12 protein-coding genes and 1 pseudogene are annotated in these 15,708 nt (G+C 68.0%); 8 read left to right on the top strand and 5 right to left on the bottom strand.

What is annotated here, in order from left to right; genetic code table 11:
* Positions 1 to 41: 41 nt before the first annotated feature.
* The 3 genes from KO481_RS01960 to KO481_RS01950 form a co-directional block, all read right to left on the bottom strand.
* On the bottom strand, positions 42 to 509 hold the full coding sequence (locus KO481_RS01960; protein WP_215915178.1) for a very short patch repair endonuclease: 468 nt from the start codon (positions 507 to 509) through the stop codon (positions 42 to 44).
* 371 nt (positions 510 to 880) lie between these two features.
* Entirely contained in the window at positions 881 to 2,023 is a 1,143-nt protein-coding gene (locus KO481_RS01955) for a DNA cytosine methyltransferase (protein ID WP_215915877.1), read from the bottom strand.
* A gap of 566 nt (positions 2,024 to 2,589) precedes the next feature.
* On the bottom strand, positions 2,590 to 3,387 hold the full coding sequence (locus KO481_RS01950) for an SAM-dependent methyltransferase (protein ID WP_215915177.1): 798 nt from the start codon (positions 3,385 to 3,387) through the stop codon (positions 2,590 to 2,592).
* A gap of 269 nt (positions 3,388 to 3,656) precedes the next feature.
* On the opposite strand from KO481_RS01950, the gene KO481_RS01945 reads away from it, so the two are divergent.
* Entirely contained in the window at positions 3,657 to 3,881 is a 225-nt protein-coding gene (locus tag KO481_RS01945; RefSeq protein ID WP_215915176.1) for a hypothetical protein, read from the top strand.
* Positions 3,882 to 3,891: 10 nt separating this feature from the next.
* Here the strand turns inward: KO481_RS01945 and KO481_RS01940 are convergent, their stop codons facing one another.
* A complete protein-coding gene (locus KO481_RS01940) occupies positions 3,892 to 5,373 on the bottom strand; it encodes a flavin-containing monooxygenase (protein WP_308166238.1) in 1,482 nt (493 codons plus the stop codon).
* 419 nt (positions 5,374 to 5,792) lie between these two features.
* Between KO481_RS01940 and KO481_RS01935 the strand changes: the two genes are divergently transcribed.
* Complete coding sequence (locus tag KO481_RS01935) at positions 5,793 to 7,028, top strand: FAD-dependent oxidoreductase (RefSeq protein ID WP_215915174.1); 1,236 nt, start codon at positions 5,793 to 5,795, stop codon at positions 7,026 to 7,028.
* Positions 7,029 to 7,203: 175 nt separating this feature from the next.
* On the opposite strand, the gene KO481_RS01930 is transcribed toward KO481_RS01935, so the two are convergent.
* Entirely contained in the window at positions 7,204 to 8,619 is a 1,416-nt protein-coding gene (locus tag KO481_RS01930; protein WP_215915173.1) for a CoA transferase, read from the bottom strand.
* A 65-nt stretch (positions 8,620 to 8,684) separates the two neighbouring features.
* On the opposite strand from KO481_RS01930, the gene KO481_RS01925 reads away from it, so the two are divergent.
* The 6 genes and pseudogenes from KO481_RS01925 (at position 8,685) to KO481_RS01895 (ending at position 15,703) form a co-directional block, all read left to right on the top strand.
* Entirely contained in the window at positions 8,685 to 9,449 is a 765-nt protein-coding gene (locus tag KO481_RS01925; protein WP_215915172.1) for an IclR family transcriptional regulator, read from the top strand.
* A 414-nt stretch (positions 9,450 to 9,863) separates the two neighbouring features.
* A pseudogene (locus KO481_RS44640) lies at positions 9,864 to 9,980 on the top strand (hypothetical protein); the annotation flags it as partial.
* 121 nt (positions 9,981 to 10,101) lie between these two features.
* Positions 10,102 to 10,923 carry an alpha/beta fold hydrolase gene (locus KO481_RS01910; protein ID WP_215915170.1) on the top strand — a complete coding sequence of 274 codons (822 nt, stop codon included), beginning with the start codon at positions 10,102 to 10,104 and terminating at the stop codon, positions 10,921 to 10,923.
* Between the two features lie 214 nt (positions 10,924 to 11,137).
* Positions 11,138 to 12,145: an AraC family transcriptional regulator ligand-binding domain-containing protein gene (locus KO481_RS01905; RefSeq protein ID WP_215915169.1), complete on the top strand. Its 1,008-nt coding sequence runs from the start codon at positions 11,138 to 11,140 to the stop codon at positions 12,143 to 12,145.
* Between the two features lie 133 nt (positions 12,146 to 12,278).
* Complete coding sequence (locus tag KO481_RS01900; protein WP_215915168.1) at positions 12,279 to 14,159, top strand: ATP-binding protein; 1,881 nt, start codon at positions 12,279 to 12,281, stop codon at positions 14,157 to 14,159.
* Entirely contained in the window at positions 14,156 to 15,703 is a 1,548-nt protein-coding gene (locus KO481_RS01895; RefSeq protein ID WP_215915167.1) for an MFS transporter, read from the top strand. The genes KO481_RS01900 and KO481_RS01895 overlap by 4 nt, the downstream gene beginning before the upstream one ends.
* The last annotated feature ends 5 nt before the right edge of the window (positions 15,704 to 15,708 follow it).

The raw sequence follows: 15,708 nt of genomic DNA, 5'->3' as shown, positions 1-15,708 counted from the left end.
GCCGGTACCTCAATCATTGCCTATTGCTCTGACAACATGTGTCATCGACGCGAACGGGGATGGCTGGTCGACGGAGCCTGCGGAGTCGACGGGGTGGGTAAACTCAGCGCGGCCTGTACCCGATCGGCGGCCGCGACCGCGTCCTCGTGTTCCCAGACCCGCACCACGGTCCACCCGGCGGCGGCGAGGCGGGCATCGGTGTCGCGGTCACGCGCGACGTTGCCCGCCAGCTTCTCCGCCCACCACTGCGCGTTGTTCTTCGGGTACGTGGCATGTTCCGGGCAGCAGTGCCAGAAGCAACCGTCCACGTAGACCGCCACGCGCAGGCGTGGGAACACGATGTCCGCCCGGCGGCGCACCCCGGCCAGCGGGGCCCGGTCGACGAAGTACCGGCGGCCGCGCCGATGCAGCTCACGGCGCAGCGCGGTCTCGGGTGCGGTGCCCGTGCGGCGCTGGCGGGACATCCGGGCGCTGGTCGCGGTATCGGTGATCGGCCGACTCGCGCTCATGCTGTCCCACCAGGCACGAGCGCTGGGCCTGCGTGTTCATGCTCCGGCCCTGACTCGGCTGCGCTTTCGGCTCGCCCAGAGCCCATGCTCATGCGGCCGCCTCGCTCCGGCAGGCGAGGGCCCGGCTGCACCTTCTGCCGCTCGCCCAGTTCTCTCATGCCGCCGCTTCTCTCCGACACAGGCGAGGGCTCGGCTGGGTCTTCAAGTCGCTCAATGCCCTTGCTCACGCCACCACTGCTCCTCCGCATGAGCAAGGTCTGCCTGGGCCTTCGTGTAGCTCGCCGCGCTCGCTCATTCCTGCACCTCGCTGGCGCTCGGCTCCGGCATGCGCGATGCGCACTGTGTCGGTGGTTCGCTCCGCTGCGCTCCGCTCACGCCGCCTCCTGCGGGAATCCTCCCATGCGCAGGAGATGGACCTCCATATCGGCGAGGAACCCCGGCGGGAAGCGCAGGCTGCCCCGGGCCGCGCGGCGTAGGAAGCCCGCGGTCGCGCGCGCGGAGAGCAGCCGGGCGTCCTCCAGGAACCAGCGCAGATCCTCGTACGGCTCGTGCACGGGCCAGCTCGACACCGGGACCCGGTAGGCCCGCCCGTCCCGGCCCCAGGCGGCGATGGGCCAGCGGTGGCCCGACAGCGGCACATCGTCGGGGACCGGATCGTCGGCCCGCTGGGCCAGGCGCCCGGCCACCCAGGTCGCCATGCGCACGCTCACCGCATTGCCCACGAGTTTCCAGCGGTGTCCGGACCGGACGCCGGGCGCGTCCAGCGCGGGTGCGGTCCAATCCCGCGAAAAGCCCTGCAGCCGTTCGGCATCGGCGATGCCCGGCGTCACGATCTCGCCCGAGGGCAGCCGCACCGCGGGCGGGCTGGCGATCCCCAGGCCCGAACCACCCTTCAGCGTCGGCACCGCATTGACCGCCCACCCCAGCCCGCGCACCCCCTCGGTCCAGTAGAAACCGCACGGATCGCACGCCGGATCCCCGAGGGTGCGCGGACCCGCATCGGACCCGAACAGCACCGGGCGCGGGTCCTCGGTGCGCGAGGCCAGCATCAGCACCCGCTGACGCCGCTGTGGCAGCCCGAACGCGCGCGCGTCCACCACCCGGTAGGCCCAGGTATAGCCCATGTCCTCGAGCGCCGCGGTGATGTGCCGCATCGCCTGCCCACGCCCCAGCTGCAGCATGAACGGCACATTCTCGATCAGCAGCCAGCGCGGGCCACGCCGGCGGCGCACCAGCCGGAACACCTCGTCCACCAGCCCCGACCGCGAGCCGGTAATGCCCGCTGTCCGCCCGGCCTGCGACAGGTCCTGGCACGGAAACCCCGCCGCCACCAGCTCGGTCCCGGACGGCAGCGAGCGCAGCCTGGTCACATCGGAGTGCAGCTCGACATCGGGAAAGCGCGCCGACAACACCGCCTGCGCACCGGAATCGATCTCACACAGCAGCTCGGCCCGCCACCCGTGCGCGCGCAGGCCGAGCTCCAGTCCGCCGATCCCGGCGAACAGTCCGACCATCCCCGCGCCCGTCACACCAGCCCTCTCGCCCGTCCGTGTCCCCGATCGGCGCGCAGCGGCGCCTGGGTGAGCAAGACTACTCGAGCGCTCGGGTGCGCCCTACCACCAACTCGCCCGGGCCGGCATCGTCCTGCACTCACGAACGCCACCGGACCCCGGAATTCCGTGCCGGCTCGACAGGCAGGTTCCGACACATGACGCTCCCGGAGTCGAGCACCTCGGCCCACATGGCGCACTGCCATGGACTGTGGCGTCGCACCCTGCAGCGCGGTGCGCAGCCGATCTCACCCCCGAGCAGCGGGACTGGCTCGGCACGCAGAACGGCTTCGCCGGCGAACTCACCCAGCAGGCCGATATTTTCCACTGCCGTATCGAGCAGGACAGACCCTCGGTCCTCGCTGGGATATGTCAGGAATCATTCCCCGCAGCAACGACATCGACGACCGCGGCACCCTGATCACCCGAACGTGGGACATCGCCCGCACCGAGGGACAGCTCCCGGGTCGGGCCATGCGCCGACGCCCGCCGGATTGACCGGTGATCCAGCCTCTCTGCGCGCCGGCACATCAGGGCTTGCGGGCGACGCCGCCGTATGCGGCGATCTTGGGCACCCGATCGAGCTGTCCGGCTGGAATGCCCCACTCTGCCATCGGCCCGAAGCCCGGGTCGAGCAGCTCCAGACCCTCGAAGACCGCGGACAGCTCCCGCTGTGTGCGCGGAACATACGGCACGCCACCGGATTTGGTGTATTCCTCACACAGCGTCACGTAAGCTTCGCTGTCGTCGGTGCCATCCCAATACACGAGGTAGCTGCCGCTGGGCGCCGCGGCCAGCATCGTGTGGACGATACGAAGTAGATCGTCATACGACCGGGCGTGGCCGAGCACGCCCATGAACATCACCGCGATCGGCAGGTCGAAATCCAGGACCTCGCGGGCGGCGGCGATGATCTTTTCCGGCTCGTGGTAGTCGGCCTCGACATACTCGGCGACTCCCTCATCGGTGGCGCTGATCAGCAGCGCGCGGGCGTGAACGAGTACCAGCGGATCGTTGTCGACGTAGACGATCTTGGCCTCCGGCACGACCTCCTGGGCCGCTTCATGGGTGTTCCGCATGGTCGGCAGGCCGGTGCCGATATCCAGGAACTGCGTGATGCCGGCCTCGCGAGCCAGGTGTGTGACCGCGCGGATGAGGAACTTGCGGCTTTCGATCGCCATGGTGGCGATGTCCGGATCGATTTCCAGGCTGGCATCACCGACCACTTGGTCGATTTCGTAGTTGTCCTTACCGCCCATCCAGTAGTTCCAGATCCTGGCGGAGTGTGGGATGTCTGTTCGAAACTCGGTCTTGCGCTCGGTGGACATGTCGGTTCCCCTCGCAGCCCGGCTCGCGGCGACGCCGACGAGCGAGCGATAGCATTCGGTCGGGCCATACTCCCTGTGACGGTACAAGATTGGAGGAGCCTGCCGTGCCGGATCACAAGGGCTCCTCCGCCTGGCCTACACAGGACACCGGGTCGAGGATAGGCTCTCCAGCGACAGGACGAAACGGTCGGTGACCGAATCGAGGGATCGCGCAAATGGTTCCGCCCCGACCTGAAACCGGGCTTTCTCACAACGAAAGGGATTGGATCATGCAGCGGGCCGAGGCCTTACGAGTTCTCGCGTCGTGCATGATGACCATCGAGATGACCTCGGGCGAGGATCCCGACTACCGCGAGGCGATGCGTCGCAAGCTCGAAGCCGGGGCTAATGCGATACGGTGCGGCGTCGGAGAGGCGACCGTACAGCGGATGGGCCGATTCACCATGCTCGAGATGCAGCGGATACGGCAGCTGGCGGACGCGCCCGTCGAGTAGCGGGACACGATCAACACACGGCACCGTGGGCGCTGACCTCGACCGCATGGAATGATTCGACAGGGTGGGCGGTGGTCATCCGGGCGAATTTCCGCGCCGAGGCCGGCCACGGATTGGTGATCGCACCGGTGGCGTCCTTGTACCAGCTGGGCACCTCCGCACCTAGAACGGTCGAGGCGAGTTCTCGGTGCAGCCATTGCCGGTATCGGGCGGCGGCCGCGGGGTTCACCTCGATCGCCGGCAATCCGGACTCGTCCTGCCAGCGCAGGCATTTCATGATGTACCGGATCTGACGCTCCTTCATCCCCGGGTTCGAGCCCGTGCTCAGGAATGTGTTCGGGCCGGCGATGAGGAACATATTCGGAAACTGCGGCACCGCCAATCCGAGAAATGCCTCCGCCCCGTCGGTCCACCGCTCGCCCAGCAAAGCGCCGCCGCGGCCGTGGACGGTGATCGGGGCGAGGAACTCCGAGGCACGGAATCCGGTAGCGAATACGATGACCTCGTGGTGGCGATGCCGCCCGTCGGCGGCTTCGATTCCATCGGCCGTGATCTGCCGGATCGGATCGGTCACCAGTTCAACGTTCTCCTGTTGCAACGCATGGAAGATGCTGCTGTCGAACAGGATTCGCTTCGCGCCGATCGGATAGCCGGGGGTGAGCGCCATGCGCAGCCCCGGATCGGGCACCTGCCGGCGCAGATGGACCCGGGCGACCGTTTCGGCGAGGTCGGCCGGCAAACCCGCCCGAAGTAGCGGGGTGAGCGTCAGATCCGCCCCGTAATACAACGCCTTGCGGTACAGCGCGTGCATTCCCGGTATCGCCAGGGCCCGGCTGGACACGGGACCGAAGTCCGCCCGGGGCTTGGGCAGCACCCAGTGCGGCGTTCGCTGGTAGACCGCGACCCGCTCCGCGACCGCGGCGACGTGCGGGATCAGTTGGCTACCACTGGATCCGGTCCCTACCACCGCCACCGCACGGCCACGCAACGACGCCGAATGGTCCCAGCGCGCGGAATGGAAGGACGCACCGGTGAACACTTCCCGGCCCGGAATGTCCGGCAGGTGCGGACGATGCAGCTGTCCGACCGCGAAAATGACCGCGTCCGCGTGCAATTCGACACCGTCGCCGAAGGTGAGGGTCCAGGTGCCGGACTCGTCGTAGCGAGCCTCCCGCGCGGCGACACCCAGGCGCAGATGCGGGCGAAGACCCTCTGCCACAACGAAATCGCGCAGATAGCCGAGGATCTCATCCTGCTGCGGATACCGGGTCCGCGCGCTGCGGTACGGGCGCGCCGATAGCGAATACAGGTGCGACGGAATGTCACACGAGCAACCCGGATAGGTGTTGTCCCGCCACACCCCGCCGACCTCCTCCCCCTTGTCGACGATGACGAAGTCCTCGACGCCCGCCCGGCGTAGCGCGGATCCCATCGCCAACCCCCCGAATCCAGCCCCGATAACCACGACCCGCTTCCGGGCAACACTGCTCACTGTCGACATCCTTCTTTGATGATCCGACCGGACGCCAGCAAGAGTAGACAATTCACCCGCCATCAGCAAATTCAAAGCTAATCAAGATTAGGGCTGCATTATTGGCGATGTACTGCAGCTTAATTGACATTGAGAACGATTAATCCATCCATTTCGGTTAGTCAGCAAAACTACTGCAGTCGATGACAACGGCACCGCCGACCCGGTCGGCACCCGCAGCGGCCACACCGACGGACACCGGTCGTCCCGAGTAGTCAGCAACAAGTTCCACCGCCGCCGTGAGGGTGATCCGCGCAGAGGTTGCGGCCGCACCAGCCTCCGGCCGATCCAGCAAGACCAGTATCCGAATGACTAGTTGCAAAGACACTAGTTATGTAGTTACTATTCCCCTACGCGGAGCAACCGGATAGGAGAACGAAATGAATACGGCAACAACGGCCTTGGTGATCGGCGGCGGCGTAGCGGGATCGGTGATCGCGCTGGCATTGCGCAAGGCCGGCATCGACGCCACCGTCTATGAGCGCTACCCGGTCGCCGCCGACGGTGTCGGCGCGGGCCTGAGCCTGGCTCCGAACGGACAGCGTGCGCTGGCCGCCATCGACTGCGAGCACGTCCTCGACTCGCTCGGGATCGAGATTCCGGGGCAGACCTTCGGCGATGCCAGCGGCAACATCTTCACCGAGTTCGCCGGCTTCCCGGATCTGCCGGGCACGAAGGTTATGGCGCGCGCCGAGCTGTTCCGAGCCCTTGCCGATCACGCGGCAGCGAGCGGAATTCGCTTCGAGTACAACAAGAAACTCGTCTCGATCGCCCAGACCGAGGACGCGGTGACCGCCACGTTCGCCGACGGCAGCACCGCCACGGCCGACATCCTGATCGGTGCCGACGGCATTCGTTCCACCGTGCGCACGCTCATCGACGCCGACGCCCCCGGGCCGGAGTACGGCGGTGTGCTCAGCTTCGGCGGCATCGCCCGCGGCAGCGATGTGCAGACCAAGCACGAGATGATGTATTTCGCGTTCGGGCAGACCTTCCTCGGCTACTACCATGTTCCGGCCGCTGCGCTGCTCGGCGTCGGTCGTGGTGGCCAGGACGACCCGGACCCCGGGAACCCCGAGGGAAACGTTGCCTGGTTCGCCAGTCTCCCGCGTCCCGAGCGGCTGACCAGTGCCGAAACCCACGAGACCACCGCCGCCGGATGGCTGAGTCAGCTGCGCGAGCTGTACGCCGGCCACCTGCCTGGCGAGACCCTGCTCGCGCACACCGCACCCGAGGACCTGACGGTTGTCGGCCCGATGGAACTGATGCCGTCCGTACCGACCTGGCACCGCGGCCGCGTCGTGCTGGTCGGCGATTCGGCTCACGCGCCCTCCTCAAGCTCCGGACAGGGTGCCTCGCTGGCCATCGAGAGTGCCGTCGAACTCGCCCGCTGCCTGCGCGACCTGTCCATCCCCGAGGCTTTCGCCGCCTACGAGCAGCTTCGCCGCCCCAGGGTGGAGGCGATCGCCGCCGGCGCCCGGGGTGCGAACAAGGCCAAGGCCGAAGGCGCCGCGACGGGCAAGCCTGCCCTCCCCGACCCGGAGCAGATGTTTCGCCACACGCACTACTACGAGATCGACTGGGACCAGCCCGTCACCGTGCCCGGCGGCGAGTAATCCCGAGCCCTCGGGCACGAGTCGCCGAGACGCACCGGACGCCCGAGACGCCGGTACGGCCGCGGTGCCGCGGTCGGCCCTTCACCGGTGAGGCGTTCGAACCCGTTGCGGGACAGCTGATATCGCAGGAGAGCACTGACGGGGCCCTGCCCGCGATCCACGCGTCGTTGTGCGGTCACCACCGCAGCGGGGAGGTGCCCAGTAGTGCGGGAGCACCCGGCGTAGGCGTCGGCAGGCCGCTGAATTCGATCGGAATCTCCGGTTCGACGAGGGTGCCGAGCGGGCCGCGCACGGTGTGTACGGGGACCGATGCGGCGCCGGGGCGAGGCAGGGAACGAATCCGCTCGGGTGCGAAAGAGCCGAGATCCTGCACCCAGGTGCAGACCCGGGCGAGGTCCACCCGCACGCGCCAGCTGCCGCCCTCGACGGCCCGGCGGCGCAGTGCGGCGACGGTTCCGGCGGCGCCGAGGTAGGCGGCGAGATAGTCGTTGAGCAGGTATGTCGGCGGGAGTGAGGGCCTGCCGTCGACCGCCTCCTCGAGCGCGAAACCGGTTGCCGAGCAGGCGAGTTGGTCGAAACCGCCGCGTGCCGCCCAGGGGCCGTCCGCACCCCAGCAGTGGTATTCGAGCGTGACGATCCCGGGATTCGCCGCGGCGAGGTCGTGCGCCGCGAAGCCGCGCGCGGCCATCCCGCGGTAGGAATCGACGAAAACGTCCGCCGCACCGGCGATCTCGCGTAGCCGGGCGGCCTGGTTCGGATCCCGCACATCGCAGTAGGCGTTTCGCTTGCCGCCGCCGGTCAACGCGATCATCGCGACGGGGTCGGGTAGGTCCGGCCGGCTGACGTGCAGGACATCCGCACCGAACGTGGCCAGCAGCTTCGTCGCTACCGGCCCCGCGATCACGTGGGTGAGGTCGACCATGCGCAGCCCCTGCAGTGGCGGCCACCGCAGGGCGCCGGGGAGTGGGCGCGGTTCGGCCTCGCCGATCCGGTCGATCCGCACCACCGGGTGCGCCATGCTGTCCCGGCCGACCGGCAGGCTGCGCCATTCGTCGGCGCTGCGTACCACCGCCGCCACACCACCGGCCGCGCAGACCGCGTCCTCGAGCGCGAATGCGTCCCAGTGCGCGGTGGCCTCGGCGATGCGGTCGGCGAACGGGGGAGTGTTCAGCACTCGGCAGACCGCGTCGCGCTGATGCGGGAAGGTGGTGATCAGAAAGATCCAGCGGTTGTCGCGGGCGGCGTAGAAGTTGTTGTTGCCCAGCGCTGCCGGATCCTCGGCGAGCCCGTGTGCGCCTTGGCCGTTGAGCGTGGTGAGAAAGGCGGCGCGGAGCTGGTCGATGGCGGCATCGGTGTGCACCGTGACCGGTGTCTTGCCCGCGAGCGCGGCGATCTGCTGGCCGAAGGCGGCGATCGCGGCGGCCGAGGCATCACCCAGCCGGTGTACCGACGGTGTCAGGGGATCGGCGCCGACGATGCGGACCGGGCCGACATCGGTTCCGAATATCCCGGCCAGCGAGGCCGCGACGCCCTCCGGGCCGGCATCCGTTGCGCTGGCATCTTGTGGTGTCTGCGAAGAGATTACGTCCATGCCTCCAGCCTGATCCGGAGCCGTCCGATCATCACCGAGTTCCGAATATCCGTAAGATGTGGGGCATGCGGGAGCAGCGTGCCATCATGCGGGCCGACCAGATTCTCGACGCGGTGGCGCGCGCCCGGCCCCCGCTCACGCTGACCGAGATCGCCGCCGCCATCGACGCGCCGGTCAGTACCACCCAGGACCTGATCGAGGATCTATGCCGGTGCGGCTTCTTGCACAGAGCCGCACGGCGATACCGGCTGGGGCTGCGACCGCACGTTCTCGGTGTGCTCGCCGCACGGCCCGGCCCGCCGGGCGGACTCGATCACCGTGCGCTGCAAACGCTCAGCCGCGATGCGCGCGTTCCGATCGGACTGGCCGCACTCGTCGGAACCCAGCTGCTGTACCTCGACCACGCCGGGCCCCGTGCACCCCGGCAGCTGCAACGCGTCGCCGACGATCACACCCCGCGGCCGGTATTGCGCACCGCAGCCGGTCGGCTGCTACTCGCTTACGCCGACGATGCCGACCGCGAACGGCTGCTGCATCGGGCCGCGGATGCGCCGGCCGCCGCCGCGTTCACCGCCGAGCTTCCCGCCATCCGGCGCGAAGGTCTCGCGCGCAGCGACGGTCTCGCCGATCCCGACATCCGCGCCATCGCCCTCCCGGTCACCGAACACGGCGTAGTGGTCGCGGCCGCGGTGCTCACCGCCCGCCGCTACGGGCCGGGAAACCGCAGCCCCGCACTGGAGCGAGCCGCACGACGGGTCGCACAGCAACTCGAGTCCATTCCGCACACCGACGAGCCTCTTTCTGCCCCGGCGGGTGTGGGCGCGATGTAACCCGCGGCGAGTCGTACGGCACCGCAGGCTATACGTCGATCACATCACCAAACCCCCGACCAGTATTACCTGGTCAGGGGCTTCTTTCTGCGCGCCCGGAGAGACTCGAACTCCCAACCTTCTGATCGCTGATCGCTGGTTTCTCACCGGGGAGGGCTCGGCGGGGCGTGGCGGCCGCGTTCGGGAAGTACCTCGGCGGGGCATCAGTCGTTGCACCGCCGGCATCTCACGCATCCGGCTGCTGACCAACGACCCCGCCAAGATCCGGGGTATCGAAAACGGCGGGGTCCGGGTCGCGGAGCGGATACCGATCATCGCGGGGGAGACGCCGGCGAACGCATGGGCAACCTGTCGGAACGACGCGAAATCTCCTGAGAATCGGGTGGGCAAGCTGTCGGCGCCGACCCGTCAGAACGCGCCGGCCACCTGGAAGCCCAGACCGAGCGGGCGTGGTGCCCGAGGTTGGCCACCAACGCGGTGATCGCCTGGACGACAGAGTATTACGCGCGTGCGGTCGAGCAGATGCGGCGAGACACCCTCTTCCGATCACGCCGGCGATCGTGATGCCAGCACTTTGCCAGCGTTGTGGTGGATAGTGCGCGGCGTGGCCGACCGGCCATATCGGACCGAACAGCGCAGGAGGGCAGCAGATATGCCGACTTTCCAGACCCCGACCGACGGAACCACGCTCGCCTATGAGGACTACGGCACCGGTACGCCGATCGTCTTCGTCTCCGGCTGGTCGCTGCCGTGCGATCAGTGGGAGCGCCAGGTCCCGTTCTTCCTCGACAACGGCTACCGGTGCGTCCTGCTCGACCGCCGCGGCCACGGCCGCTCCGACCGCCCGTCCTCCGGCTACGACACCGACACCCGCGCCGATGATCTCGCGGGCCTCATCGAGCATCTGGACCTGCGTGATGCGATCCTGGTCTCGCACTCCGGCGGCGGCGCGGAAGTGGTGCGTTACCTGACCCGCCACGGCGCGGACCGAGTCACGCGAATCGCGCTGCTTGCGGCGACGCTCCCGTTCCTGCGGCAGACCGAGGACAACCCGATCGGGATCCCGGACGAGCTCATCGAGGCCACCGTCAACGACCTGAAAACCGATCGTGCGCGGTGGTTCAGCGATCTGTCGCAGGGCTATTACGCCACCCACCTGGGTACGCGGGTATCGCCGGCCACGATCGAGAACGAGATCCGGCGCTGCCTGAGCACCTCGATCGTCGCCACCATCGAGGTCCAGCGTGCGACCGCCTACACCGACTCCCGTGCCGAGCTCGCGGAGTTGACGGTTCCGATGTTGTTGTTGCACGGTGTGCAGGATCAGTCGATCCCGATCGACCTGTCCAGCCGCCGCACGGTCGACATCGCGCCCAATGCCGTGCTGAAGGAGTACATCGACGCCGGGCACGGCCTGTATCAGAGCCACTACGCCCAGGTGAACGCCGACCTCCTCGAATTCATCAAGGGCTGAATCCCGCCATCCACCACACCGGCCCCAGCGAAAGCACCGCGAGCGCATCGGACCCCGTGGTAAGTCGCCGGTACGAGCATCGTCGCCGAGCGTGTCCAGCGCAGCCTCGCGCTCCGTGGTCGTCACCCATGGCGGATGACAGTTGCGGGCCGGCCGCTGGCGGGAGATGCTGACACCCGCTATGGGAACTGAGCTGGTAGCAGGGTGTCAGGTGATGAGTAACCGGGAGTCCGGAGAGTCGTTCGAGGCCACGGACAATGCTCTTCTGCCGATATCGATATTGCGTCACGCTGTGTCGGCCGGACTCCCGCCGGACCGGATCGAGCGCGAGTCGGGCCTGCCCAGCTGGACGGCCGCCGGCGGCGAGGAGTATCGGATTCCCAGCACGCAGTATCTGCGTGTCTGGGAGGTGGTGGAGCACTGCCTCGGCGATCCGAATATCGCCGTGCGGATTGCCGAGCAGTATGTGATCGGCCAGGTCGGTTTGTACGACTACCTTTTCAAGACCGCGCCGACCGTCGGTGCGGGACTGGCTCTGTGTGGTCCGTATGTGGGCGCGATCAGCACGAATTTCCGTTTCGAACAGGGTCCGGAGACCGAGCGCGACGTCAGTTTCGAGGTCACGATGATCAACGGGGACGGTCGCGGGCGGGATCTCGCGATGCAGTGGGCGCTCGCCGCGATCTTCGCCCGCGGCCGGCTGGTCGCCGAGCGGCCGGTGAGCCCGGCTCGGGTCGAATTCCGTCAGGCCGCCCCCCGTGATCATCGCGGACTGGTGAGCGTATTCGGTACCAGCGACGTCGAATTCGGCGCACCAGCGGACAGGATCACTCTTCGCCGAGCCGACCTGGACGTCCGGCTGCGCACCGCGGACGCGGGTCTCGCCGCGGTGTTGCAACGATACGCGGCCACACTGCCCGGACCGCCGCCCCGCGCGACAACCTGGCTCGACCATCTGGCCGCAGTCATCTCCGCTGCCCTGCACGATGATTCGGCCACGATCGACGGCGTGGCCACGCGCATGTTCATGAGTCGGCGCACGCTGCAACGCAAGCTGGCAGCACATGACACGACCTGGCGAGCCGAACTCGAACTCGCCCGCCGCACCCGCTACGAGAACGCGCGGGCGGACGGCGTCCTCACCCGCTCGCGACAGGCCGCGTTGCTCGGCTACAAGGATGTGCGCTCCGCGCGTCGCGCCGTGCAACGTTGGGGCGACTGACTCCATCGCCCGGAATTTGGCACCTTTCTGCATTGCGGACGGCACGTTTCGTCCTCCTCGAACGGCCCCGATCACCGCGAGACTTGCCGTGCGAGTGCGATAGCGGCACTCGAGATCTTGGTGAGTGAGGAACATGGTGCAGATAGCGCTCCTTGGCGAGGCGCAGGTTTCGGCGGCGGACGGTTCGGCGGTCCGCGTCGGTGGTCCGCGGGTACGGTTGCTGCTGGCATTGCTCGCGCTCGAACCCGGTTGCGCGGTGAGTTGTTCGGCATTGATCGGCACGATCTGGAGTGACAACCCGCCCGCAGATCCAGCGAATGCCTTGCAAACATTGGTGAAACGACTGCGTGCGGTGCTGCCGGACGGGGTCGTGGTGGAACACGCGGCAGCGAGCTATCGATTGCTGGTCGATGCCGACAATATCGACATCCATCGGTTCCTCCGCCTGGTGGACGAGGGCACGGCTCAGCTGGCGGCCGGCCGGACCGGAACGGCGGCGCGGACACTCGATGCCGCGCTCCTGCTGTGGCGCGGTCCGGCATTCGCCGATCTGATCGATGTTCCCGATCTCTACTGGCACGCGGACCGATGGAACGAACTGCGGCTCGATGCGGTCGAGGCGCGCGCCGACGCCTACCTGTCCGCGGATCGCGGACAGGAACTCGGTGTATCGCTCGAACACGAACTGCGGATGCATCCGTTGCGGGAATCCTTGGCGGCGAGAGTGATCCGGGCTCTTGCGGCCGGTGGTCAACACAGCCGCGCCCACGAGGTGTTCGCCGCCACCCGCAGGCTGCTCCACGCGGAGCTCGGCGTCGTGCCTTCCCCCGAGCTCGTACGCGCCCGGGATGAAATGACCGGCAGCGCCGCCGAACCCGGTTCGCGACTGCCCGCGAGGATCACCAGCCTGATCGGGCGTGAGTACGAGGTGGAACAGGTCGCGGCGCAGCTCGACGCCGTGCGTGTGCTGACCTTGACCGGTCCGGGAGGCGTCGGGAAAACCAGTCTCGCAGTCGAAGTCGCCACCCGGCTGGCACCGCACCGGTCGGGCGGATGCCGGCTGGTCGAACTGGCCGCGGTCGGCGAATTCGAGCCGATAGCCGGAGCTGTCCTTGCTCAGCTGGGCGATCTCGTTCATGCCGAGGGCCCGCAGGTCGCACAGGACTCTGCCCTCGGTCGCGTCGCCGCTCGGATCGGCCGCCGAAGCACGGTACTGCTGCTCGACAATTGCGAACATCGGCGCGATGTCGCCACAGCGATCTCGAAGCTGCTGAGCCTGTGCCCGAACCTGACAATCCTCGCGACCAGCAGGCAGCCACTCGGCATCGACGGGGAAACGCTCTTCCCGGTCCGCCCGCTCGCGCTGCCACCCCTCGACTGCGCGCCTGCCGACGTCCTGGAATCCGCTGCGGTGCAATTGTTCCTGGATCGCGCCCGCACGGTACGCCCCGGCTTCGTGCTGGCCGACGACAATGCCGCAACCATCAGCGCCATCTGCCGTCGACTCGACGGTATACCGCTGGCTCTGGAACTTGCCGCCGCCCGCGTCCGGTTCATGACTCCCCAGCAGATTCTGGACCGGCTCTCCGACCGCTTTCGTCTGCTGGTGGGCAATCAGCATGGAGTGGAACGACATCGCTCACTGCATGCGGCGCTCCTCGGGAGCTGGAAGACACTCGGCCATCCGGAGCGTCGGCTCGCGAGGCAGCTTGCGACACTGCCGGACGGCACCTCCCTCGACACGCTGGAACAATCGTGCACCGGCGATGTGCTCGGGACGCTGGCCTTGCTCGTGAGCCGATCCTTCGTCGACTTCGACGGCCATCGCTTCCGCATGCTCGAAACAATCCGGGCATTCACTCTCGAGACCGCTCCCGTAGCGCGACGCCCGATCACACGTCCCCTCTCCCCGCGCCGCCCCGGACGACGGGCGGCGCAGCAGCCTTCGCGTCGTCGGCGCTGTACCACAGGTCTTACCGACCGAAACGAGATCTCGAAAGCGAGCCGAAAATGACGGTCGATCAACTCCCGCGGCGCGCGGGTCGCAGGGAATGGACCGCGCTCGCGGTCCTGATCCTCCCCTTATTGCTGGTGTCCATGGATGTCTCGGTGCTCTACTTCGCGGTGCCCTTCATCGCACGCGATCTGAATCCGACGGCGACACAACAACTCTGGATTTTCGACATCTACGGATTCGTCCTCGCCGGACTGCTGCTGACGATGGGCGCGGTCGGTGATCGCATCGGGCGGCGGCGACTGCTGCTCATCGGCGCGGCCGGATTCAGCGCGGCCTCCTTCGCCGCCGCCTACGCGCCGAATGCGGAGTCTCTCATCGCGGCCCGTGGTGTCCTCGGCATCGCGGGAGCGACACTCATGCCGTCCACATTGGCACTGATCCGCAACATCTTCGCGCACGACAGCGACCGCGCCAAGGCCATGGCCGTGTGGGCCGGGGTGATGAGCGGCGGCGTGGCCATCGGCCCCATCTTGAGTGGGGCGCTGCTGCAATACTTCTGGTGGGGATCGGTATTTCTGATCAATATCCCAGCCATGGTTCTGCTCCTGATACTGGCACCGCTGCTGCTGCCGGAATTCCGCGGTGCGCGTGGCGGGTCTTTCGACGGAGTCAGCGCAATCCTGTCGCTGGCCGCGGTGATGCCCGCGATCTACGGGATCAAGGAGTGGGCGGCCGACGGATTCACCGCGGCCCGATTGGCCTGTGCGCTGGCCGGCTCGGTGATCGGCGTCCTGTTCGTGCGACGGCAGCGCAGAGTTCCCGATTCGGTGCTCGATGCGAGTCTGTTCACCCAGCGCGCCTTCACGGTATCGGTGGCCGCACAGCTGCTCGCCATGTTCGCCCTCGTCGGCAACGCCGTTTTCGTCACCCAGTATCTGCAGTCCGTGCTCGGCATGAGCCCCTTCATCTCCGCGCTGTGGAGCCTCGCGCCGGCGGTTCTCGTGGGTGGCGCGGCCCCGTTGGCCGCCGTGCTGGCCCCGAAGCTGGGGGCCGGACCCGTGGTGGCCGCCGGATTCATCATCGCCGCAGCGGGTTTCGCCGTGATGGCCACGATCGGAATGCACGCACTGATCCCGATCTTGATCGGCGCGGGCCTGCTGGGTGCCGGGCTGGTGATCGTGATGACCCTCGTCACCGACCTGGCCGTCGGCACGGTGACCCCCGAGCGCGCCGGCGCGGCGTCCGCGGTGCTGGAGACCGGCGGCGAGCTCGGAGGCGCACTGGGGATCGCGATTCTCGGCAGTATCGGCGCGGCCGTCTATCGACACCGGGTGGAAACGGCGATCCCGGCGGACCTGCCCGCGCGGGCCGCGCACACCCTGCGCGAAACCCTGGGCGGTGCGGCCGGGGTCGCCTCCGAGCTGCCCGCGCGCATCGGTGACCCGCTGCTGTCCGCCGCGCGCGTCGCGTTCACCGACGGCCTCGACACCATGGCGGCGGTCGGAGCCGCGGTCATGCTTCTCGCCGCACTCGCCTGCGGCCTTCTCCTGCGGCGCGGCCGACCGGCCGGGCCGGACAGTCCTACCGACCAGCATCTCTAAGGAGC

The organism is Nocardia albiluteola, assembly GCF_018860155.1.
In the GTDB taxonomy this organism is placed as follows: Bacteria; Actinomycetota; Actinomycetes; order Mycobacteriales; family Mycobacteriaceae; genus Nocardia; species Nocardia albiluteola.
Note: the sequence above shows the minus strand (reverse complement) of the source record. Positions and strands in the feature narration are given on the sequence as shown.

Coding starts and splice junctions, on each gene's coding strand:
- KO481_RS01960 (WP_215915178.1), bottom strand. CDS start 509: ATGAGCGCGAGTCGGCCGATCACCGATACCGCGACCAGCGCCCGGATG.
- KO481_RS01955 (WP_215915877.1), bottom strand. CDS start 2,023: ATGGTCGGACTGTTCGCCGGGATCGGCGGACTGGAGCTCGGCCTGCGC.
- KO481_RS01950 (WP_215915177.1), bottom strand. CDS start 3,387: ATGTCCACCGAGCGCAAGACCGAGTTTCGAACAGACATCCCACACTCC.
- KO481_RS01945 (WP_215915176.1), top strand. CDS start 3,657: ATGCAGCGGGCCGAGGCCTTACGAGTTCTCGCGTCGTGCATGATGACC.
- KO481_RS01935 (WP_215915174.1), top strand. CDS start 5,793: ATGAATACGGCAACAACGGCCTTGGTGATCGGCGGCGGCGTAGCGGGA.
- KO481_RS01930 (WP_215915173.1), bottom strand. CDS start 8,619: ATGGACGTAATCTCTTCGCAGACACCACAAGATGCCAGCGCAACGGAT.
- KO481_RS01925 (WP_215915172.1), top strand. CDS start 8,685: ATGCGGGAGCAGCGTGCCATCATGCGGGCCGACCAGATTCTCGACGCG.
- KO481_RS01910 (WP_215915170.1), top strand. CDS start 10,102: ATGCCGACTTTCCAGACCCCGACCGACGGAACCACGCTCGCCTATGAG.
- KO481_RS01905 (WP_215915169.1), top strand. CDS start 11,138: ATGAGTAACCGGGAGTCCGGAGAGTCGTTCGAGGCCACGGACAATGCT.
- KO481_RS01900 (WP_215915168.1), top strand. CDS start 12,279: ATGGTGCAGATAGCGCTCCTTGGCGAGGCGCAGGTTTCGGCGGCGGAC.
- KO481_RS01895 (WP_215915167.1), top strand. CDS start 14,156: ATGACGGTCGATCAACTCCCGCGGCGCGCGGGTCGCAGGGAATGGACC.